The 24,602-nt window shown below is 51.0% G+C and carries 11 protein-coding genes; 1 reads left to right on the forward strand and 10 read right to left on the reverse strand.

The window, feature by feature from the left end; all coding sequences use genetic code 11:
* Positions 1 to 22: 22 nt before the first annotated feature.
* From L3D05_RS17565 to L3D05_RS17600, 8 genes are all read right to left on the reverse strand, one after another.
* Complete coding sequence (locus L3D05_RS17565; protein ID WP_239617602.1) at positions 23 to 6,652, reverse strand: S-layer homology domain-containing protein; 6,630 nt, start codon at positions 6,650 to 6,652, stop codon at positions 23 to 25.
* Between the two features lie 161 nt (positions 6,653 to 6,813).
* The gene (locus L3D05_RS17570; protein ID WP_239617603.1) at positions 6,814 to 9,540 is read right to left on the reverse strand and encodes a discoidin domain-containing protein; all 2,727 of its coding nucleotides are present in this window, start codon (positions 9,538 to 9,540) and stop codon (positions 6,814 to 6,816) included.
* A 16-nt stretch (positions 9,541 to 9,556) separates the two neighbouring features.
* On the reverse strand, positions 9,557 to 11,974 hold the full coding sequence (locus tag L3D05_RS17575) for a glycoside hydrolase family 31 protein (RefSeq protein ID WP_239617604.1): 2,418 nt from the start codon (positions 11,972 to 11,974) through the stop codon (positions 9,557 to 9,559).
* Between the two features lie 76 nt (positions 11,975 to 12,050).
* A complete protein-coding gene (locus tag L3D05_RS17580) occupies positions 12,051 to 13,502 on the reverse strand; it encodes an ABC transporter substrate-binding protein (protein WP_239617605.1) in 1,452 nt (483 codons plus the stop codon).
* A 127-nt stretch (positions 13,503 to 13,629) separates the two neighbouring features.
* The gene (locus tag L3D05_RS17585) at positions 13,630 to 14,502 is read right to left on the reverse strand and encodes a carbohydrate ABC transporter permease (protein ID WP_239617606.1); all 873 of its coding nucleotides are present in this window, start codon (positions 14,500 to 14,502) and stop codon (positions 13,630 to 13,632) included.
* Between the two features lie 3 nt (positions 14,503 to 14,505).
* Complete coding sequence (locus tag L3D05_RS17590) at positions 14,506 to 15,426, reverse strand: carbohydrate ABC transporter permease (protein WP_239617607.1); 921 nt, start codon at positions 15,424 to 15,426, stop codon at positions 14,506 to 14,508.
* A gap of 98 nt (positions 15,427 to 15,524) precedes the next feature.
* Positions 15,525 to 16,856 (reverse strand): response regulator, encoded by a 1,332-nt coding sequence (locus L3D05_RS17595; RefSeq protein WP_239617608.1) that lies wholly within the window; start codon positions 16,854 to 16,856, stop codon positions 15,525 to 15,527.
* Between the two features lie 26 nt (positions 16,857 to 16,882).
* A complete protein-coding gene (locus L3D05_RS17600) occupies positions 16,883 to 18,700 on the reverse strand; it encodes a cache domain-containing sensor histidine kinase (protein ID WP_239617609.1) in 1,818 nt (605 codons plus the stop codon).
* A 182-nt stretch (positions 18,701 to 18,882) separates the two neighbouring features.
* Between L3D05_RS17600 and L3D05_RS17605 the strand changes: the two genes are divergently transcribed.
* A complete protein-coding gene (locus tag L3D05_RS17605; protein WP_239617610.1) occupies positions 18,883 to 20,862 on the forward strand; it encodes a methyl-accepting chemotaxis protein in 1,980 nt (659 codons plus the stop codon).
* 69 nt (positions 20,863 to 20,931) lie between these two features.
* On the opposite strand, the gene L3D05_RS17610 is transcribed toward L3D05_RS17605, so the two are convergent.
* Together L3D05_RS17610 and L3D05_RS17615 are read right to left on the reverse strand one after the other, a co-directional pair.
* A complete protein-coding gene (locus L3D05_RS17610; RefSeq protein ID WP_239617611.1) occupies positions 20,932 to 23,301 on the reverse strand; it encodes a sialidase family protein in 2,370 nt (789 codons plus the stop codon).
* 286 nt (positions 23,302 to 23,587) lie between these two features.
* Positions 23,588 to 24,577, reverse strand: coding sequence for an aldose 1-epimerase (locus L3D05_RS17615; protein ID WP_239617612.1), 990 nt, complete (start codon positions 24,575 to 24,577; stop codon positions 23,588 to 23,590).
* Between the last annotated feature and the right edge of the window lie 25 nt (positions 24,578 to 24,602).

Here is a 24,602-nt window from a genome sequence, read left to right on the forward strand (position 1 = left end):
TTAAGAACTAAATTTCTTGCCGTTAAATCAATTTCATCGCTTGAAGCAGTCTGCTCAGAATGACTGCCGCCTCCGCTCTCGTCGCCAAATCGCCCGGCACGAAGGAATCGGATGTTTTGCCCTGCATGATTCCTTGCCCCACTACCGTGTTAACCGATTCAAGCGCCCAACCGTGTATCGTTCCACGATCTTTAAACCCGTTCGCATGTTCTTTAGACCCGGCGTCGGTTACCTCGGTAAGGCTTATCGCCCTAGCTGCCATGACGGCCATTTGCTCACGCGTGATCGTTAAGCCCGGACGGAAAGCATGGTCCGAATAGCCTTGAACGATTCCGTACTGCGAAGCGACCTTGACCGACTCCGCGAACCAGTCTTCCGAACGGACATCCGTAAAGGCGACATCGTTCCCCTTATCCCGGAGCCCTAACGCGCGAACGAGCATCGCCGCGAATTCCGCCCTTGTTACCGTTTGGCCTGGCGCGAAATCATCGGACGAAATGCCGTTCAGGATCAGCTTGGATGCCAGAAGCGAAATGTCCGATTCCGCCCAATGTCCTTTCGTGTCCTTGAACGACTTCGAATGGACGGCAACGACATAGATGCTATTGCCCGTACTCTTGATCGTAACCGTCGTTTGACCGTTTGCCGTGTTGAATTGAGCCGGCACGTAAGAAAATTTTCCCGAGTCAGGGTCATAGACGAATACCGCTGCTTCCGATCCTTTGACGACATCTTGTAACGTGATCGTTCTCTCTACGAATGTCGTTCCGAAACGGTGGAATTCAGCCGCAACAGTCTCTCCGCGATAGAGCTTGATGGTGAAATCGATCGGTTGTCCGACCACTTTCAATCCTTGCGATTTCGCCTGCTCGACGATCTTACTCGCCGTATCCGAATCAAGCGTGCGAATGGTGAATTCCCATATCGCGTTCGCTTCATCTCCGATCGCGGACTGCTTCAGCAGTTGGACGATCAGCTTAGCCGGAAACTTGTAGCTGGCAGCCCCGTGTTTGACGAGGATGTACGACTCGGAATGGGCTTCGGCAAACTTCCTAAGCGCCGCAACCGTAAACGGCACCTTCCCGATAGATTTGCTTCCGTCCGTATCGAATACGATGACATTCGAATTCAGTAAGGCAGCATCGGATAATTTCTTGTCATTGTCGGCGGCGGAGCCTGGAGCCGGAGCACTTCCACTTCCACCGCCACCGCCACCTCCTCCGCCGGGGGTTACGGTGCCCGGATTCGCCGCGACATCCAAAGTAAATACCCGTGTATCCGCTCCTACCCGAACGGTGACTTTCGCTTGACCTACGGCATTGGCATTAACCTTGCCTAGCGTACCCATCGAAGCGATGCTCGCCGGTTCAACTTGAACGATCGCGCCCGACGTCACGTCCTGCCCGGCCTTGTTCCAAACCCGGAGCGTCTCCGGTTGTCCGACGCGCAACGTTAGCGGACCCGTGCTTCCATTGTCCATGCGCACGCGAAACGGCTTAGCCATTGAAGCTAACCCTTCGTTCTGCTCGAGCAAAGTAAAACCTTCAGGCAACGGACCTACCATTGCCATTCGTTCGCCTCTTACGATGACGTTATCTAAGATCAGCTTGCCTTTGAGGCCCGTCGAAGCTTCGATTCCGTTCGTTCCGGTCCCGTCCACTACGACGTTCTGCAGCAAGACGTTATCCATGTTAAACGTCCCATGAGCGAATACGCCGCTATTCGTGCTATCCAGCGCCAAGTTGTCCCGAACGATAATATTGCCGTTCAAATCCTTGTCGCTGGCGAATAACCAGATCGCCCCGAGGTTCAGTCCATAACCGGAATCGAAGCTGCCGGTCCGAATTAACGTATTACGCTCCACGAGCGTCGTTCCGGAGAAAGGAACGGGATTAAACCGGGTGGATACCGCGATGCCCGCTCCGTTAATGATCGTATCGACGGCAATGTTATCTTGGATTTTGTTATCCCGTCCACCGAAAACGACGATGTTATCCGCAAGCCAAGGCAACGATACGGTATTAAATCTCGCCGTGTTGTTCGTGCTGGCCATTCCGCCGGTGGACCACATCGCGATTCCGTCGTCTCCCGGATAACGGATATCCGATTGCTCCATTAGGCTATCGCTTGTACCGACGCAGAAATTGATTCCGTCCGCCATCAGGTTTCTCAAGCGAAGCCCCATCATATAGAGGCCTTGCGTCAACTCGTCGCTCGTCTTGGGCTTAGTGAGCCATAACCCGGTTTTGGAATGCTCCACCCACACGTTCTGAATGACGGAACCTAGCCCGAACGCGCCTTCGAACGCATGCGTGCTCGCTTCGTCGTCGCGAACGTTCAGATCGCCGTCGATCAGCAAGTCGTACACTTGAATATTCGCGCCTTTGCCGAAGAACTTCGCGCCTTTAAGCGTCGTGTACCACATGCCCGCTCCGCGGATCGTAATCCCGTCGAGATAGAGCAATTGTCCGCCCGTCTCGAATTCCCCGCGAGGAATCCATAGCCCTTTGCCCTGCGCTTTGGCAGCCGCCATCGCCGCTACGAACGCCGCCGTATCATCGATACCGTCATTCGCAACCGCCCCGAATTCTGCAATTGATATAAATTGCGCCGGCTGCTCATAAGGATCGGCCACCTGCTCCATATCCGCTAAGTCGATAATGTAATAGTCCGCCGTGCTGGACGCGTCCTTCTGCAGCCTAATCTTGGCTCCGGCAGGCACATCGCCTATCAACGCATGAATTTCATCGAAGAAGCGGTGCCCGCTGCCTTGATTCGGATCGTTCGACCAAGGATAGCTGCCGTATTCCCACGCATGTTTGGAGGTCAAGCTTAAATTTTGCTTGAACGCCCCGTTCACGTAAAGCGCAAGATCGGCCTGCAACCCCGCTCCGTCCGCGCTGTCCGGTATGGAATATCTCAGCACGATGGAATTTGCCGGCTTCGCTAGCGTGAATTCCACGTATTCGCCTGTCTCTTCAAGCTTAACTGCTTGCCTGCCGGACGCCTCCGATGCCACTTCCAAATACGTCCTGGAAGGACCTATGACTTCCGCGTTCGTCGAAGCATGCTCCGCTTCATAGGTCGTATAAGGAACAGTAGCTCCTCGATATTGCTTGTTCACGCTTGATTTAATAATCGCATAATCAATCGCGATTTGAGTTTCGCTCTGCGATGTGCCCTGCAAAGTAAGCGAATTCATGCCCGATCGCAGCTCCGCGTTCAAGACGATATTCGTCCAACCGCTTGTCGTCGATAACAAGATCGGCGCTAGCGAATAGCCGTTAACGAGAACGTTCAACGTCTGCGGCGCTCCCGCGTTACGATAACGGATTACCGTCTCGTAGTTGCCTGCGGATTGAGCATGAACGGCGAAGCTGATCTTGCTCTTATTCGTAACGAATCCTTCCGCATATCCGCTGCCCGAATACCCGGTTCCGGTGTTTCCATTCCGAACTCCGCCCGTAACGAAAGCGTCCTCGGCTTCGTATTTGACGTCGGAAACGACCGGTTCCAAAGTCCACAACGAATCTGCAGCATTGCCGGCATCGCCAAGCGCGACGCCGGATGCGAGAGCTAACAGCTTGCCCCCGTTCTGAGAGGCGTTGCTTAGCAGCTTGTAACCCAAACGGTCCTCGATCGTCCACTGATCGTTAAGAGTTCCGCCTGATGTATCTCCGATCGTGGCTAACCGCCCCGTTCCGACGTTCTCGATCAGCTTGCGTCCGTTAAAATCCTTCACGAGCCACTGCGTTGCCGGATCCTGCCTACTGGCGGAATCGAGCAGAAGTTTGCCCCCGCTCTCGACCAACACTTTGCTTCCAGCGGCGGAATGAGAATGGGAGACAATACGGACAACGTTCGTATCGCTCTGGAGCGGCGTTGCCGTAACCGTATTCCTGCCTTCTTCCCAAGAAGGCGCTTCAAACTCGGCGGGCGCAAGTTCCAGCGTCCACTGGACCGAACCGAAGTTAATCGGATACAAACCCCTTTCCGCGTATCCCGCTCCGCCTTGAACATTAATCAATTCGTCGTCGATTCCCGCTTTAAGGTTGCGGATGACGTAGTTCAATCCATCCGGGGAATGCTCGACCGCCCAACGATAAGCAGGATCGGACGAGTCCGCGAGAGGCATGCTTTCGATTACCCGGCTAGCCAAGCTTGCTTTGATCGCGTGGCCGGTTACCCGGTTAACGAGCCGCTGATACCCGTCGATCGTCTCGATCTTCCAATGGGAGTAGCCGTTATTGTCGGCCGGGTGGCCGTACATGACGACACCTTTGGCATTCTCGTACAAGTACATTCCGCTCGATACGCTTTTGATGCGGATTTCATCCGTCGGTATCGGAGCTGCCGGAACCGTTGCGGGTTCCGCTATGAATTGGGCCTTATCCTCCGCCGAGATGTTTTTACTCACTTTAAGAGCTCCTGAGCCATCTGCATACCAATAATGCTCGCCTGTCCAGCCGCTGCGGATAACGGTGTAGCCAGCGGCCGGAGCCGCGCTGACATACCACTTTACGCTACCCCATGACGGATAGATTTGCTTAAGCGTCTGAAGCGGTACGTCTGGGCTTTCTTCCGTCTCATGTCCGCCTGCCGCGAAATGTTCCATGGAAACGTAATTGCCGCTCTTCCTGTTTTTGAGCCTATACGTACCTACGCCGTCGCCCGTGTCCTCTTTGATCCAGACCGAGGACAGATCGTCAGCGTCTGCATCCCTGAACAGAAGCTCCCCGGAGTCCCCGCCGGAATAATTCTCGTACAAGTACTGTCCCGTCAGCTTGTTCTTGAACCGGAAAGCCGTCGGCTCAGAGTCCTTCACGATGGAGAAACGCCATCTCGGGCTTCCCCATCCAGGGTTAATCGCGCTGTACTCGGCGTATTTGGTTAAATTTTGCAGGTTGATGTATTTTTGCTGGCCCGGGACGTCATTTTTGTCCAGAACGCTATGAATGAGCTTCACGCCGCCCAAATCCTCAATGACCCATACGGCGCTTCTCCAATCGTCCTCGACGGCACTGACGTTAATGCGGCCGCCGGACACCGATTCCATGTTCACGTAATGGCCCGTCGCTCGATTCTTGATTCGTTTGCGCCCTTCGAATCTTTCGACGACCCACTGCGCTCTTTGATCATCCAATGCCGCGTTCCCGTATTTCAGCTTGCCCTCCATATCCTCATAGAGAACGAACGGCTGCCACTCATTCTGAATCCGAACGTAAACCGGGCTTCCATCCGTTACGAACGCAGGATCCTCGAATAGCCACTGCGCCGGGTTGGAATTCGGATCGACGACGCTAGCCTGCGCTGCTCCCGTCAAATTCGCGACATTCAAATAATGATCTGAATATACCGCGCTTTGAACCGACACGTAATCGTCATATTCCATTGAAGGCTTAACGAACCATCGATCCGAACCTGAGCCGTTAGGGTTCGCGACTGCTCCTAGCGGATCCGTATCGTTCACGAGGTTCTGATTGGTCACATAATGGCCAGTAGAGAGATTACGAATTCTTTTGGCTCCGTCGAAATCTTCGGTAAACCATAAGTACGATGACGCCACGGCCTTGCTGTTATCCAATGGGCCGTATTTGACGATCCCGTTCTGTTCATAGAGGTATTTATCCCCTACGTCGTCGAGCGTAAAGTTGACGATTCGGCGGGGCGCCGTATCCGGTGCCGCTTCTACTCTCCATAACGAGCTGCCCCATTCCGGCTGTGCCCAGTTATTCGATCTTGCGTTCGTGTCATCCGGGAATTGCGTATTCAGCACATAGGTCAAGGAAGGCGACGCTTGCATCGCTTCGACGTTCTTGAAGTAGAAGAATGAAGGATCCGCATTCTCCGCCATGACCCATTCGCTCTTGGCGAGATTTGAGGCATCTATGGGAAGCGCTTTGATCGGTGCCCAATCTATCCCTTGGGTAATGACGTGGCCGCTGGCGCGATTGCGGATGATGACCGTCTTCGAGCCTCCTTGGGGATTGGATTGAACGTCCAAATACCAATGGGACGTTCTGTCCGTTGCCGACGGTTCTCCGTATTTCACGTTTCCTTCAGCATCCTCAAGCAAATATTGCCCGGCCTTGAACTGATTGGCAAGCCGAACCGGAACGGAGTCTTCGACCGGCTCGAACGCCCACTGCGGACTCTCGAACGTAACGTTGATGTCGTTGCTAACCTGCGCGTAACCGAGCTGGTTCTCCTCATGAATGACGTAATTCGCGGAGGCATCGCGGGCATTCTTGATAATATAATAGCCTGGACGGTTGGTCGTTTCCTCCACGATCCACTGGTCGTCTACCGTGCTTTGCGCAACGGCGATGCTTTTAAGCGGATCGGTCCGTTGCATACCCGGTGTCATCGAAACATAATGGCCCGTTGAGCGGTTTTTCAACCGCTGAAATCCGCCGATTGTTTCTAGCTGCCAATGCGAACTTCGATCATCGCCGCTGGCAGCCCCGTATCTGACCGTGCCGTCGGTCCCTTCGTACAAATAGTTGTTTTGCCACCTGTTTTTCAACCTCACATAGGAACCTGAATCCCCTATCGAAGCTCCACCCGATGGCTCGTCCGCATAAACCGGGAACGCAGACCCGATCAACAGCACCGCCAGCATTAAGATCGACCACACTTTAACCCGCGCCATAACAATCCTCCCAATAAAATGTCAACGCATGCTATTCCATCATAGAGTGGAAACGCTTACCAAACGATGTGTATTATTAAAAGAAATAGGCGTTATCTTACGACTTCTAAAGCGCGAAAAAGGCTGTCGCGACAATACGCGACAGCCTTCCTCATCCTGCGTCAATATGCTTCAAACTCCGCGATTTGCGCGGCTGGCCATGCCGTGTTTCCGGTAATCGTCAACCGAACGAATTTCGTCGTCACGCCTTCCAGCGGAATCTCCACTACGTTGGCGTTTTTCGGATCGAAAGTATACCGTTTCGGCGCCAATATCGACGTAAACGACTTTCCGTCCAAGCTGACGAGCACTTCGATTTCTTGATCCCTCGATTCCCAGGCATCCTGCGGAGGCAACTTAAGAATCAACATCGCGACCGGCTTCTGCTCGCCGAGTTCGAGCGTTAGAGATTGAGGAAATTTCTTGGCCGTACTCTCCCAATACGTATACGGATCGCCGTCTACGGACAATTCCGCGGGAAACGCCTCCGCCGTATTGGAAGTCGAGAATACCTTTTGTCCCAACGCTACATTAACCTGTTCTTTGATCTTCTCGAAAGCTTCCGTAGCTTTGCTAGCTTCCTTAGACGATTTGAGCTCAACGTAACCGACTTTCTGCTCTTTGATCAATGCCACGTAGTCGAAAATCGCATATTGGCCCTCATCTTTGACCGGGAGCTCGGCGATTTTCGTTCCATTCGCCTGATACGCTATCGCGGCGACGTGCGGCCAATCTTTTCCCTTACGAATCTTAAGGGTCGTATCCGAGCCGATAGGTTGATAGACGCGCACGGAGTTCTCATCTCTCACTTCGACCAGATGATGAGCGCCGGCGTCAAGATCTAATCCGTTCAACCGCGAGTAGTTGCCTGCTCGGCGATTGCCGTCGTCGGCCTTGACGTCGTAACCTCCCGGAGCAAGCGACACGTCTCCATCCAGAGCGTAATCTTCGTCTTTGCTCCAGTTCGCCGTAACCGCATAGTTGCCGAAATCCGTCCGCGTGACGTTCGGCGTCACTTGCTCGAAGCTCTCAACAAGCGAGTCTACGTACTGCGACAGAACGTACTTTTGGAATACGCCGACCGCGTCTATCCATGGGTTGCCGACGCCATTGAAGAAATCGGCGCTTAGATTGTAGCCCATAGCCAAATTCCATCGGAGCATGTCTTGATCGTCCGTCATCGTTTCCGCCGCCAGATCATGATGATACTGCATCACCTTGTCGCGCAGAATCATACCCGACAGAGGGTAGTAATCCGTATAGGAGGCCGTATTCTTGCGATAACCAAGCTGATCCCACAGGTAAGTCGAACCCATGAAGCCGACCGCGTCGTCCGCTAGGACGTCCGTTCCGTCTTCCATGTACATGTTGTGATCCAAAGAATCGAAGTACTTCCTTACGCCTTGGAAATACGCCGTCGATGGATCCGTTCCTTCAGGTATCGTCTTGTTGAACACATAAGGAGAATTGCGTATGCCCCACTGATCTTCGAATATCCCGTCGAAACCGGCCTGCTCCGTCAGCTTCTTATGCTCCTCCGCCGTCCGTTGCTGGAAGAACGGATGTCCGGTATTTACCACGTAACCGCTATGGCTGCCGTAATCCTCTTTCATGATCGCATTATTTTCCTTTGTCACGATCAGATCTTCCATTGTCGTTCCGGATGGCAGCTTTGCCAGCGTCGGGGAATGGTTTCCCCACCAGCTCATGTTCGTGTAAGGTACGACGCGATTCCCTTTGTCCTTCGCCGCTTGCATGAACGCCAGGAATGCCGGTTCCCCGCCCCATGCCGGATCCGGCGGATAGAAGTCCGGATAATTCTCGTCATGTCCGCCCTTCTGGAAACCTACGAGATGAACGACGCCGTTATAGTTCATTTTGTCTACAAAGTCGCGGGTCAGTTTGCTCCAACTGCCGTCCTTGATTGCGGAAATATCCGTTTTGTAGAACGGCATTTCGAAATAGGACTGCTTCTCTTTGCCCAGCTTGTCGGACAACGATCGATATTCGTCTATGTTGTTCAGTTCTCGATAACTCGCTGCCGTTGCTTCGTAGTCCCCGATCTCGAGTACGATGGATGGACTGCTCCACCGTTTTTTCGGATCGATCCATGTTTTGTAGTTATGAACGATTCCCGTCTTGCCCGCATCATCCACCTGGCTCTTGAAACCGATGTCCGTCATGGCGACGATATCCCCGGTCAGATCGTATATCGCCATGTTACCGCCGGTCGTCCGCAATCCGAGATAGGAGGCAAACATAACGCCCGGGTATTGATCCTGAAAGGAATTGCTTTCCTTGAAAAAAGTATCCCTAAGCTTAGCGCCGGGAAGCATCGGCAATAAGCCGTCTTTCACGTCCGCGGAGTTCACCTTCAGCTCGTAAGGGAACCGGAAAGATTTAATCGCTTTGTCCGATTGGTTGTCTACCTCCGCGTTCAAGGTGATCCTCTTGCCGTCTTCGAAACGGGCGATCACGTCAACCTTTACTTGTCCGCCGTAGTGCAACCGCAGTTCGCCCTTTCGTGCGTTCCAATCGTAGGAAAAAGCTTCCGCTTTCTTACCGTTCGTAGAAGAGTCGTCTTGGAGGAAAGCCCACCATAACGCGTTCTCCCGATTGCCCAGCGCAATATTGTTAGCGGAATCTTTGTTCTTAACGTACGCGATCGCGCCATTGTCGGCGCGAAAAGCGATCTCGTAATCTCCTCTGCCGACAACGAGCAACCCTTCTTTCTCTTTAAAGCTAGCTTTAGCGTTAAAGGGCGAAAAGAAGAAAAAGTACGCCGCCGCTAGCAGGATAACAATGATCGCGATCGAGATCCATGATGCTTTCGATTGCCATACGCGCATTGCCGCATCTCTCTCCCTATAACCGGATTCGTAATTCGAAGGATTGGTTGGCCGTTATTTTAACTTGCAGTTCCCGCTTCTCCCCGTCGTAGCTCCACGTATCCACTTCCACTCCGCCGGTCGAGCTCATCTCTTCGGGCTTAGCTTCCAGCGGGCCAACCGTCAAGTAGAGAGCTTGAGAGCTTTCCAAGCCATCGTGCACGTAATCGCAAGCGATCCGCAAGCCGTCAGCTTCCGATTCCCGCGAACTCCACTCCCTTAGACGATACTTGCCGTTCTCAAAGGCATAAGTGCGCCCGTCGTCCTCGTATTGCGCGAACAGGGATTCGCCCGCTTCGCTCGCTCCGACGTAGAATCGGATCCGAGACGGCTCCTCCGTGACCTGTCCGGTCGATTGCCGAAGCGCTTGTTCCGGGATAATGGCGCCCGCTTTCACATAGAGGGGCATCGTTTCGAGCGGAGCGGCGGCAAGCACCGATCGTCCTCCTTCGAATTTCTCTCCTGTCCAATAGTCGTACCATACTCCCTCAGGTAAATACACCGATCTGGATTTGACGCCCGGCCGGTAGATGGGAGCCACTAGAATACTAGATCCGAATAAGAACTGATCGCATAGGTTATAGACGTCGCGATCGTCCGGGTATTCCATGATCATAGAGCGCAAGATCGGCACGCCGGTCTTATGAGCTTCATAGAAGAGTGAATACATGTAAGGCATTAACCGGTAACGTAATCCGATATATTCCCGGCAGATTTCTTCGACTTGTTCCCCGAACATCCAAGGTTCCTGGCGGCGGGAGTCGATCATCGTGTGATTGCGGAAGAAAGGGAAGAAAGCCCCCATCTGCGTCCACCGGGCTACCAATTCGCCGGATGCGTGATGCGAGAAGCCGCCGACATCGGGACCCGCGAAGGCGATTCCCGACATTCCGAGGTTCAAGACCATCGGAATGCTTAGTGCCATATGCTCCCAGAAGCTGCGGTTGTCGCCCGTCCATACAGTTGCGTAACGTTGGATGCCCGCGTAACCTGCCCGCGTGAGGATGAAAGGACGGTCGCCGGACAATCCACGCTTCATGCCTTCGAAAGTCGCTTTGGACATTAAGAAACCGTAGAGATTATGCCACTCTTCGTGGGTTTTCGCATTGCCGTTGTTGCCGTGAACGACGTCGAGGTCCATCGTCTTCGTCGTTTCGTTGAACACGGAAGGCTCGTTCATGTCGTTCCAGATTCCGTTAATGCCTTGCTTAATATAGAATCGGTGTTGATCTCCCCACCACTCCGCCGCGGCATCGTCCGTGAAATCCGGGAACGCGCTTAGTCCCGGCCATACTTTCCCGATGAAGATATCTCCTTCGAGCTTGCGGCAGAAATACCCGTTCTTCACGCCTTCCGCGTATACCGGATATTTCGGGTCTTTTTTCACGCCCGGATCGACGATCGGCACGAGTTCGAAACCGAGCTCCTTCAGCTCGGCCATCATTTCCATCGGTTTAGGGAAACGCTTGGCATCCCAAGTGAACACTCTGTATTCGTCCATGTAATGAATGTCGAGATAAAGAACGTCGCACGGTATTCCTTTCTTCCGGAAGGTCCTGGCGATGTCCAGCACTTCCTCTTGGTTCATGTAGCTGTACCTCGACTGCTGATATCCGATCGCCCACATCGGCGGCATGTACGTTTTTCCAGTCACGTCTGTAAGATGCTTCACGACGTCTTTAATCGATGGTCCGTTAAAAAAATACAGATCAAGCTCGCCGCTGTTGATGCCGACGGTATAACGATCCTCATGCGTCCGCATGTCGAAGACGGTTCTGCCGGGGTTATCGAGCAGCAAGCCATAGGCGGGTTTCCCGTATTCATAGTGAATCAAGAAAGGAATCGATTGATATAAGGCATCCGTATCTTGCACATGAGGCTCGTAAACGTCGCTGTTCCACATCTCGTAACGTTCGCCGTTCTTATCGAGGAATCCGGTTTTCTCCCCTAGACCGTAAATATGAGATTCGCTTGTTTTAGCCGCTGCGAATTGAATCTTCGTCTTCTCGTCCCACGCGATTTCCTTCTCCTCTAACAGCAGACGACCTTCCTGATCGAATAGGCGCAACGAGAATTTAAGCGGATTTATGACCGCATGAAGAGCTGGAGTTGAGATGACGATATGGCCGTCCGTCTCTTCGACTTTTAGTGCCGTAAGCGCCGTCTGTTCTACGATGGCGGGAGTCGCACGCAAGTCGGGCTCGTCTCCGAAAAAAAGCTTCATTCTAAGCGTCTGATCGTTAACGAAAAGAAAGATCACATTCGCGTATTCCCCGCGCAAGATGACGCTTCCTTCGCCGATGTCCGTCTTATGAATTCGACCGATCGAGGTCGATAACGTCGTTTCCTTATGGTCGTTCGGTTTGTCCGGCAAAATCGCTTCGCTAGTTAGCATGTCGTAAGTTCTCCTTTGATAGATTAGAGGGTTGCCCCTTGCAAACTTTCGTTCGCCTAGGCAACCCTCTTTCCAACTATTCTACTTTGATTTGATTGTAGAATTTCTCTTGTACGGTTTTCGCTGCCGCGTCGAGCTGCGCTTTAAGGTCTACGCCTTTTTTGGAGAATACTTCTTGAATGACGTTCGTCATCGCCGCATAGTACTCTTGCGTATTAAATTGCGCTTCCGGCTTACCGTCCAGCAATCCCATCAACTCGTTGCTGTATTGATATACGTTGTCGTATTTATCGTATACGGCTTTCATTTTCTGGCCGTACTCGGAATCTTGTGCGAAGTATTGGATAACCGGCGGTACGAAAAATTTCTTCTCGTCTTTACGCGCTTTGATGTTGACTTCGATCGACTCCAACCCTTTGTCCGTGAAGTAATCGAATACCGCGTATTGGAACGCCATTTGCTGTTCTTCTTTCGTTGCGTTCGGGTTGATGACGAGGAAGTCTCCGCCAAGTACGCCTGTATGCTTGCCGCCAGCTGCCGCTACCGGCATCGGATAGACGACCAAATCTTTCGGCTGCATGCCGCCTTGGTTCAGCCCTTGGTCAATCGGACCGTCCGGACCGGCGATAACCATTGCCGTTCTTCCTTGGGCGAACGCGCCGACCGCATCTCCCCATCCTAATGCCCAGTCAGCCGGAATGACGTTTGCTTCTTTCAGCTTGCTGTAGAACTCAAGAGCTTTAAGGCCGGCTTCGGAGTTGAATGCCGCCGTAACTTTGCCGCCTTCAACCTTCTGGATTTCGCCGCCTGCTTCGAACAGGAAGTTCGTCCAGTTCCAGCCGGCTTCGTTGCCTTTACCCATTGGAGCGATACCGGAAATCCCTTTGCCTGGATCGGCAACCGCTTTAGCGGTATTCAGCATGTCATCCCAAGTCCAGTCTAACGGAGGAACCGCAACGCCTTTATCGGTAAGCATTTTAGTGTTCACAACGGTACCCACTACGTAACCTTGTTGCGGAATCCCGTAGATTTTGCCGTCGATGTTGAATTGGTTGAGCAAGATCGGGTTCAATTGATCCTTCTTGTCGTAAGAGTTGAACAGCTCGGTAATGTCGGCTGCCCAGCCTTTCTCGGCAAGGAACTTACCTTCCGTTGCGTAAGTGTTGAAGAGCGTCGGTGCTTCGTTCGCTCCCATTTTGATTCCGATTTCGTTCGGATTGTACTGCCAGTCGCTCTTCACGATTTCAACGTTAGGGTAAACTTCGTTGAAACGTTTGATTCTGTCATCTTCCAGTGCCCGTTTCTCGACTTGATCGGGAGTCGGATAATAAATGCTGATCGTCGCTTTGATCTGCGTCGGGTCTACCGCGGGAGCCTCAGCGCTCTCGGATGCCGGCGCCGAGGAAGTATCGGCAGGGGTGCTTGCTGATGTCGATGAAGGCGAAGCGTTGTTGTTCTTGCCGCCGCAAGCAGCTAGTACTAAGCTGAATACGAGAAGACAAGCGATAACCGTTGAAATCTTACGCATTGTTGGAAATCCCCTTTTCGTTTTGATTGTTTTGCTTACACGCTCATCATAATGGAGGCGCATTCACCCTGACGATGTGTATTCCTATTTCGATTGTGTGCAGATTTACGCATGCTGATTTTGGACATTATCCCTTAACTCCACCTAAATGCAGTCCTCGAACGATGTATTTCTGGAAGAATAAAAAGACGAGAACAGGCGGGAAAGTAATCATCGAAAGGATCGCGAACTTCAAGTTGAGGTCCAGTCTTCTAACATTAACTACGTACTTATAAATGGCTGTCGCTAGCGGATATCGTTGGTCGCTGGAAAGAATGAGCTGCGGCCAATACCAGTCGTTCCATGCCGTGGAGAACACGAAAATAGCTAGCGTCGCGAAGATCGGAATCGACAACGGGAAAGCAATTTGGAAAAACAGTCTCGGCTCGGAAGCCCCGTCGATTCTTCCCGATTCGAACATTTCTATGTTGATTCCATCGAAGAACGACTTTAGCAATAACAGATAGAAAGCGTTCGCGCCAGCCGGCAGCCATAGTGCCCAGAACGTATTCATGAGTCCGAGATCGCGTAAATTGATGAAATTCGGAATGATGTAGGTCGTAGGCGGAATGAATAAGGTCAACAAGAAGAAGTACTGAATGACCTTCTTATATGGCACGTTCATCTTAGACAAGCTGAATGCCGCGAATCCGACGACGAGAATCGTCATGGCCATGTTACCGGCGAAAATGTATAACGTATTTCGGACGAAGAGCGGCAGCTTGATGTAGATCCAAGCTTTATGATAATTTTCGAAATGCCATTCCGAAGGCAGGAACGTCGGCGGAAAGGAATTAACTTCCGTATTGAGCTTAACCCCGTTGAAGAAAATGATGATCATCGGGTATAGCATCGAACACACCATGACGAGCACAATAAGGGTCATGAGGTAGTATACGATTTTGTTACCCGGCTTCTTCAAGTCGTAATTCGATAGAATTCCTCTGTCTGTTGTTTTCAAAGCTTATGCCTCCCCCTTGTTGGACATCCGGTACTGGATTACGGCCAGTAATCCAAGCACTAGGAACATCAATACGCCAAGCGCGGAAGCCGTTCCGTAATCTTGCCGCGTGAAGGCATATCTCTGGACAAGCAAGGCATAAGTCAGCGTTGCGTTGTTAGGGCCTCCGTCCAATAACGCGTACTGCGTTTGGAAGCCTTGAGACGTCGCTATTAACTGCAGCAGGAACAATAATACGATCTGGTTCTTAATAGCCGGGAGCGTGATATGGCGAATTCTCTTCCATATGCCGGCACCGTCGATTTCCGCCGCTTCGTACCAATCGCGAGGAATGCTGAGGACGGCCGCCAAGTAGATCAGCATAGCGGATCCGAAGGTTTGCCACGTTTCCATGAAGACGATGGAGATCATGGACCATGCCTTGTCCGTCAGGAACAATACGGAATCGAAACCAAGCTTCGTGATGACTCTGTTAATCGGGCCAACCGGGTCATACAGCCATCTCCACAAACTGTACAAGACGACGACTGGAACGACGTATGGCAAGTAGGCCGCAATTCTGGCGAAGCCTTGGAACCTTCTCATTTCCGAGATCGCAATAGCGAAAAGAATCGGTACCCAGAAGCCGATTACCACCCCGAGCCCCATGTAATACAGCGTGTTTTTGACCGAGATGGTCACTTCCGGATCTTTGAATACCTTGGAATAATTAGCCCAGCCTACGAAAGAATCCCCTTTGACAAAATCGATGTGGAAGAAGCTGAAGATGATCCCTTTGCCGATCGGCATCCATAAGAACGTGAAGAAGATGGCTACCGCGGGAAGTAGGAACAAATAGCCCCAGATGTGTTTTTTCCACTTTGTGGGAGGTCGCTTGGTTTGGGATTCCAAGGGACGTATTGGAACAGCGCTTGTTTGGTTCATTGGGTCTCCCTCATTCCTTATTATCTATCAATAAGTACTATTGTAGAAAAAGGAGAGCGAAGTGAACATGTGCGTATCTATTGGGATCATAGGCAATCTTACTTCTTCATTTCGCTCGGGCTCATCCCGAAGTATTTTTTGAATATTTTGCTGAAATGCTCAGGGGATTCATAACCCACTCTCTCCGATATTTCGTAACGTCGCAAATCGGTATTCTGGATAAGCCGCTTGCTCTCTTCCATACGCAGCTTAATGACGTATTCCCATAGATTAATGCCTTTGTTTTTCTTGAAAAGATAGCTGAGATAGTTGGGGCTGACATGATTCTTCTGGGCAACCTCGTTCAGCGTAAGTCCTTTCTGCGCATAGTTGGCATGAATATATTCATGAGCCCGCTCTACGATAAGATTGTTCTGGGCGGCCAACTCCTCTTCGGTCGGATCCTCCGTATACGTCTCCCATTTGAAATCGCCGTAATAGAACACATGGTGATCCTTGTGCTCCCGATTCCATACGATCGCTTTATTGACTTGATCGTTCAATTCGGATAGAAATTCGCGGCCTTTCAGAATCTGGCTAATCCCGACGACGCACTGAAATCCAAGAAACTTATGAACGTTAAAATGCAGGCTGCGCCCGATCATTTCAAGCTGATTAATTTTATCGACGCTGGAATCTCCGTACCTCGCTTCGTCCCATTGGATGATCATGCTGACGTCTAGGTTGGAGGAATAGAACGAAAGATGATCCCATTCCTTGTCCAGCAGCTCGTTAACGATGTTCAATACGGCATATTGCAGCAACTTTGCATCCTTCTCTTCGATTACCGCTCCTTTCGCGCTAGAGCTCAAGTCCAAGCGGATCTTGATCATCGCGAAATAAGGCCCTCGCAGAGAGATTCCGTTTTGTTGCTCCAGCTTCGCCATGTCCGGAGTAGATCCCGAAGGGTCTTCGGAGAGCATCCGATTCAACATTTCGGTTCTTTGCGGTTGAGGCTGATCCATTCGAAAATGTTCGCGGAGGCTCGAAAATAATTCCGCCTGATCCTGCACGGGGCGATCCATATGCAACAGAACGTGACGAACGGAATTCAGCAATTGCTCGCTGTTAATCGGCTTGATCAAATAATCGCGCGCACCCAGTCTCATCGCGAGCTGAGCATACTGAAACGTCTCGTGGGCGGATATGACGATCACCTGTACCCACGGCTTTATGATTTTCGCCTGTTGCATCAATTCGATTCCGCTCATTGCTCCCATTTGAATATCCGTAATCAACAAATCGATCGTTTCCATTTTCAAATAATCCAATGCTTCGTAACCGTTGTGCGCGGTATAAATATTTTGGATGTTAAGCCCCGACGTTTGAAGCAGGCTAGCTAATCCCCGGCAGATAAGCGGCTCGTCATCCACGATCAGAATATTGTACATAGCGATAAGTCCTCCGTTTCGTGAAGTTAATCTTGCTGGTCGGCGCTTGTTCGTTTGGGAATCAAGACGATCACTTTCGTGCCTTCCGGCTCGCGAGGTTCGTAATGCAAGCCGTATCCTTTGCCGAAATGCAGTTGGATTCGCTTGTTCACGTTCTTGATTCCATATCCGCTCGTCGTCTCCGAAGGCTCGTTCACTAGCAATCGGTTAATGGCGGCGTAGTCGGTTTCTTTATATCCGTTATCTTCGACGGCAATGATGACATTCTCCTCTTCGGAATGGGCGGAAACGATAATTTCCCCGTCTTCGCCCATATTGATTACCCCATGGATAATCGCGTTCTCGATTAACGGCTGCAGCGTAATCTTAGGAATCAAGTAAGAAGTAACCTCTTCCCCGATGCTCCAGCGAATGCTGAAGCCGTATTCGTACCGTTTTTGCTGCAAGCTCGTATAAGCCATGGCGTGTTCGAGCTCTTCCTCGATCGTGATCAGTTCTCTGCCCCGGCTCAAGCTGATCCTCATGAGCTTCGATAGTTCCTTGATCATCTCGGCCGACCCCGTATTCCCTTCCAACGAACTTTTCCAATAGATGCTTTCCAGCGTGTTGTACAGCAAATGAGGATTGATTTGTTGATAGAGAAGCTGTAATTGGGACTCCTTCTGCTTAATTTCCATGACATATTGCTCGTGAATCATGTCATTGATCCGGTTGGCCATATTATGGACGGAATAGATCAGAACCCCAACCTCGTCGTTTCTCTCTTTCGTCGGAGCTCTCGATAACGGCTTGCCCGGCTCATGGGATCGGGCGAACATCGCCAGCTTGCGAAGAGGATTCATAAGCGATCGCCAAAAATACATCATGACGACTATCGCGAACAAAGAATAGACGATCGAAATCGTCTGGATAACTTGTTTCAAAGCGCTTTGCTGCTGGAGAAGCGATTTCGTAGGAATCCTGTAGACGAGCTTCTGATTCAAAGAGTATTTCGTATGGATAACGTAGATGTAATCATCCGAAACCGCGCTAAACGTCTCGTCCATCGAATCATTCGTGTTCAACCCGTGCGGCAGCTTCAACGTTCGCCCCATATCCTCGGTTGTCGTCGCGAGCACCCTGTCGGACCAATCGGTCAAGTAGATTTGTCCGCCTACCGGTAAGGAAACCGTGCTGAAAGACTCTTCGATCTTCTTGTCCATCTTCGTAGCTACGAGTACGCCGACGATGCTTCTGCCGTTCGTGACGCTGTTGACCGTGCGGAGATAAGCGAGCGTTTGTTGATCTCCCTTCGGGCCGAAATTGTCGATCAACGTCAGAACGCCTTTTCCTTTGGCCTCAAGCGCCGCCTTAATCCACGGGGTTTTCGTCTCGTCCGAGAAGAAGAAAACGGATGAACCGTTATTCCGCCGGTTAATATCCGGAATCGAAGGCGCGAAAGGATAGCTATTGTTCGGATCATATACGAATAGGAAATAGTAGATCGCTTCCCCGCCGAATAAGCCAACGGAATTGTTGCCGAGCAGAGTATTCACTTCCCCGTATTTCACGACGCGGTCGAATTGCACGTCCTTATCATCGCTGGTCATGCTTTGCGTAATCGGGTTCTGGATGATCGTCGTCATAATCCGGCTGATCGTGTCGATATCCCTGTTGATCAGGAAATGGTTTTGTTTGTTCAGCTCTTCGTAGGCGCTCGTCACGTGTTCCTTCAGAATTTCCTCGGCTTTCGTGTTGGCGTACCAATTCAATATAAACACCGGACTTACCAATATTAGAAACAACAAAATTAACTGTTGCCTTACGTTCATTCTCGTCAAAGGGTTTTTTAACCTTGCGTCCATTTGCTTCCTCCCCAACGATTTGTCGAAACCTATTATGTACTCTATCTGGATCATTGGGCAGAAGATTGTCGTATCCTCGTACTAGCGCGACTATTTTACGTAGAATAACACATTATCAGTTTATCGTTAGCCTATAAAATGAAAGAGAGGTAAAAACCATTTCCATATATGGAGGAGTCATCATGCGTATGTTTCGTTCGGTAGGCGCGAAATTATTCATTCTGTTTTTTGTTTCGACGTTTATTTCCGTTCTCCTTGTTGGAATGATTTCTTATAACAAATCTCAGTCTATTATCGAAGGAAAAATAGAGTCGGTCTCCCAACTTACGGTCAAGGAAGCGACGGAGAAGATTGGCCTCATGTTGAAGCAATTCGAGGATATGTCGCTTCAATTTTCCACCAGCCGCGACCTTCAGCAGCATCTCGACGTCATTTTCGATCCGGCGGCAGACCCGGCGGAATTGATGAACGCGAAGATGGCCATTCAGGATACCCTTAATCAGATCGCCAGAACGAATACGTTCATTAAATCGATTTCGTTATTCAATACCGCAAACGAGAATCAAACGATTTCGTCCGTATCCACGGGATTGATAACGATAGACCGGAAAGCCGAATGGTATACGAAAGTGACGGGCATGAAAGGAACGGCGCTATGGCTGCCAATGATCGAGAACGGCTATACGGGCATGGCGAAAGGCAATCTGTTCGGTTTGTCCAGAATGATTAACAAATTTCTGATCGTATTCGAGATCGATGCGACGATGCTCTCGCAAACTTTGGAGTCGATCCACTTCAGCGAAACGTCCAAAATGATTCTCACCGACGACAAAGGAAAGATCCTCCTCTCCTCCGTTCCCGAGGATGCCGGACAAACGTTCGCGGAATCGAACGAGTCCAAACGCAATTTGATCGTATCCGCGCCGCTTAAGAAAACCGCGTGGACGCTGACCGGAATCGCCCCGCTAAGCGAGTTGGTCGCGGATACGAAAGTCATCCGTAACCTGACTTACTTAATGTGCGCAATAGCCGGGGGCGTCGCTATCGCGATCGGATACCTTATTCTCCTGTACATAGGCAAGCCTCTCTTGAAAATACGCAATCTACTGAATGAAGCCGCGAAAGGGAATTTAGATGTCCGAGTGGAGATCAAGAGGAACGACGAGATCGGGGAAGTCGCCACTAGCTTTGATACGATGATGCTGCATATGAAACGATTAATCGAGCAAACCCAATCGTCCGCTCGCAAAGTATTGGACACCTCCTCCAGTTTGCTGCACGTTTCGCAGACTACGGCGGTTTCGTCCGGAGAAATCTCGCTCGCTACGGGCGAGATCGCCCAAGGCTCCACTCAGTTAGCCGCGGAGGCGGATCAAGTGTTCCAGATCGTGGACTCGATGAACGCCGATCTATCGAACGTCGTTAGCACGACGGACGAGATTAACGTCTCCTCCCTGGAAGTGAAAACCGCTTCACTGGAAGGCAAACAGTTCATGCAGGATGCCGCTCAAGCGACATTGGAATCGGAATCTTCCATCGATCTGCTCGTCAAACGGGTAACGCAGCTGGAAGAAAGCACGGACGAGATGCAGAAGGTATTCGGCTTAATGAATAAAATCACGAAAGATTCCAAGATCCTGTCTCTGAACGCGGGAATCGAAGCTACCCGATCAGCGCAGCAAAGCGGCGGATTTAAGGTAATCGCTAAGGAAATGGGACAGTTATCCGATCAAACCCATGATTCGTTGGAAACGGTTAATCGGATGACGGAGACGATACAAGATGAAATCTCGCAGACGGTCAAAGCGCTGAAACTCGCTCTACCGCTGTTGCAAAGCCAAATCCAATCCGTTAAAACCGCCAATGATATTTTTATACGCGTCTACGGTAAAGCCGAAAGCTTCTCGCTTTATGTCGATCGAATCAAGCAACATGTGAATGAACTCGAGACGAAGCAGCAGCATCTCAATAGGACGATCGCCAACGTGAGCAGCTTTTCCCAGCAAGCATCGGCAACGTCCGAACAGGTTGCCGCGCTCAGTTCGGGACAGCTGCAATCCAGCCAAGAAGTCGTCGGAATCGCCAAGGAACTCGAGGGTCTGTCCCTGGCTTTACAACATACTCTCGGAAGCTTCTCCTCCCATAAGCTAGAAACACGTTAATAAGCAAACAGGCTGCCCCTTGATTGATCTAAGGGACAGCCTGTTTGCCACTGCGCTATACTCTCTGTTTTACTTCTGATTAACCGAGTTGCCTATGACAATACCTAGACCATTCGTTCCGACATAGACGCGGCCGAATACTCTCGGATCCCCTGTAATCGTCCGATTAGCCGAACCGAATTGGTGTTGATCGTCATTGATGCGAATCCACGATTCACCGCCGTTATCCGAACGGTAAATGCCGAATTGGCCGCTGATTTTTGCATAGGTGTACAGCGCCATGTATTTGCTTCCTTTAGCTGCTTTTCCGAATCCGATCGTTGCCGCTTCCTGGACGTCCTTTGCTTTCGTAAACGATTTACCGGAGTTGATGGAGTGGAACAATCCGAAGTTGCCGGTCTTGTTCGTATTGTCGCTTGCTCCGGCGATCCAGATATCTCCCTCTTTGCCCGGAGTAGCTTTGAACTTGCTTGTTAACGTTTTTGGTAATCCCTTAGCATTGGAAGCCTTGAAGGATTTACCGAAATCCGAACTCATATAGAACTTGCCGTCTGCGTAACCGTATATTTTGTTCGGATTAACGCGATCGGAAGAAACCATAGCTCCCTGCGGGATGCCTTCGGAAGCTTTCCAAGTGGCTCCCATATCCTTGCTATAGCTAACCGGCCTAGCGATTGTCGCAGAGGATGCCGATGGGCTCCATACGATCGTTTTGCCGTTCGCGCTTACGGCTACCCAGCCGCCGCCGGTTTGATCCGCTGGATCTGCTTGATCCTTCTTCTCGCCGGTAAGCGGCAAAGGCGTCCAAGCATTCGCGGCAGGCTTCCAGGTTTTCCCGTTGTCGGTCGATACGCCCATGCTCGCATTGATGCCGTTCTCGTTGCCGACGCGTACGACGATATTCGGGTTCGCTTCCGCGTAATCCAAATCCGTGCTCGTGCCGAGGTAAGGTCCCGTAATCATATTAGGCGCTTGGGTCAGATCGTCGTGACGGAATCCTCCGATGTCGCCCATCGAGCTCAGAAGGGAAGCTCCCGAAGAGGGACTGATGAGTCCAAGTATTGAGGTTTCCTCAATTCCTTCCGCTTTGACGGAAATTTTCACTTTCTCGCCTTTGTCGAGCGCGGATAGATTATCGGAACCGTAAAGCGTTGCTCCCGTTCCATAAAGCATGCTATCGGAATTGAACGGATCGATCTCCAAATCGCCGATCATCCAGCCGAGCTTCGGAGAAATCTCGGGCGTTTCTTTCGGATTTTTCTGAACGCCCCAATCCAACCATGGGGACAATTTGTAGTCGATCGTAAAATTGTCCGTTCTTGCCGGAGGCCAGCCTACGCTGTAATCTAGAGTCGTGAACGGTTTCCAAGTTTTACCCGCATCCGTGCTGCGATAAATAAATTCATCCGGGTACCACTTGTTCATTGTGGCTACGACTAAGGTATCCGGGTGTTGGGCGTCGACCGCCAGACCGCCGTATGGATTCGACTTGTCTCCGGTTGGGCTGATATCGGTCCAAGCTCCCGACTTCGTATCGAGCTTCCATACGGAGCCTTCGCCTCCGTTATAGGGACCGACATCATGCGCGTATGTGACATACATGACGCCGTTCGAGGATAGTACACCGTGATGCGGAAGAAACCCTTGCTTCGGTTGATTCGGTACAGATTCCCATGTCTTTCCGCCATCCGTGCTGCGATAGATGCTATTGTCTCTATTCGCGACACCCGCATAAATCGTTTGCGTCGTCTTGCCCTTGCTTCCCGTTGTCGGATCGAAAGTTACCCAGACGACGCCGAGCGGGTCTTTGAAGTAGTCCTCGGATACTTCGCCTTTTGCCGTAAAGCTCTCCACCTTGTTCCAAGTGACTCCGTAATCCGCGCTTTTCCACAGTCCGTTGTCGCCTCTAGCTCCAAAATATAGGATACTGTTATCGTTCGGATCGATTGCTAGCCGTTCGCCCATCGACCGCCCTGGCATATTCCCTCCGAACTTGAAAGGCAGCCCTGTTCTTTGCCAGGTTTGGCCTCTATCGGAGGAACGCAGCATGACGCCGTTCATATCCGTCCATTCGTTCGTGTATGTCCCCGCTGCAATGTATAAGCGATTAGGATCGACGGGATCCGTCGCTAAGCTTTCAACGCCTAGCATGTTCCATTCCTGCATGCTTACGGATTCTAACAATTGAATCCATTTACCATTCGCAGGATCGTAACGATACGCTCCTCCCATATCGGTTCGGGCGTATACGAGACCTTTCTCGGACGGATTGTAGATGATTCCAGGGATGAATCCGCCTCCGACGATTTTGGCTCTATCCCATGCGTAAGCTTCTTGCTTGATCTTGGATGACGGAGCTGCGGCAGCCGCAACAGCCGTTCCGCCCATTAATGCTACCGCTAGAGCGGCGATCGTAACTAGACTAAGCGTCTTCTTCATGAACGATAATCCTCCTCATTGTCCTAATAATGGAAACAATAATAGCGATGTCTTATCGAGAGCCGGATCGTAAAATCTGAAAGCGTTTTCCATCAGGGATATTTTAACAAGCGCAAGCGTCAAAAAGTACCTCACAAATTAATGGTCATTTCATTGCACAATTAGAGCCTATTGCTTCTCAACGCAAAAAAAGGCTGCTCATAAATGACTTATGAGACAGCCTCTTCATCCAATTAGTTACTATAGGAGCCCGGACGATATGTTGTCCGAATTCCGGAATATCCCCTTACTCCGCGTACATGCGGCTGACCGCGCTCCAAGTTTGACCCGGCTCCAGACGAATCAAGCCGGTTTGAGCCGCATCAAGTTCAACGTTAGGCGCGTTAACCATTCCGGTTTGCGGTTCCGGACAGAAAAACTTGCCGTTAGCGACTGCATTATATACCATCCAATGTTTATAAGCATCCCCTGCTTCATAAACAAACCGAACATTGGCGCGTCGATCCAACAAAGTCATCGCATTAAATTCCGAGCTAGCTGCCGTATAATGGTTGTCGAGCGCCTCGAAGTACGGATCGCCTTCGCCTTTCTGCAGCAACAATTCCCCATCGCTTAATGGAAGTTTGCGTCCAGTCGGCAGCATTCGGTCGTTCAGTTCCCAGCGCTCGCCTATGGAAATGCTGCATTGAATATCTTCTTTGCTGCTTCCCGGAGCGAATGGAGCGTTCACGCTCGTATGGAATCCAAGCATGAAAGGAATCGCTTCGTCGCTCTCGTTCACGGCATCGAACTGCTGTCTGAGACCGTCTTTGGATAAAGTGAACGTCTGGGACAACGTGACCCGATGCGGAAAATAAGTATACCCGGGATGTTTCTCGTCAAATCGAAGCCTAACCGTCACGGAGCTGTCTTGCTCCGTACTGCCGTAACTGGCGACTTCCCATTCCGACTTATATACGAAGCCATGGATATGGTTCCCCGTCTTCTCTTCGTTCACGGGCAGCTGATAGCGTCTGCCGTCGAATTCGAATGCCCCGCCATCATAACGGTTCGGCGGGAATAGCACCGGTATTCCATGCAGCATCGGCGTCTCAACGAACAGAGGCCAGTCCTTTCCTTCGGGCTCTCTGATGAAACGGAAATCGCGTTCGTCGTCGCGGAACGAAATCAGATTACCGCCGATACGCGGCAACATAATCGCCGAGTAGTTACCGAATTTTAATAGAATAGCAGGCTCGTTCTCATAGATTCCTTGTTTGGCGTAATGTTCCGTCACGTTGTATCTCCACCCATCTCTATTA

Origin of the sequence: Cohnella mopanensis (assembly GCF_022352055.1) — a bacterium.
Lineage (GTDB): Bacteria > Bacillota > Bacilli > Paenibacillales > Paenibacillaceae > Cohnella > Cohnella mopanensis.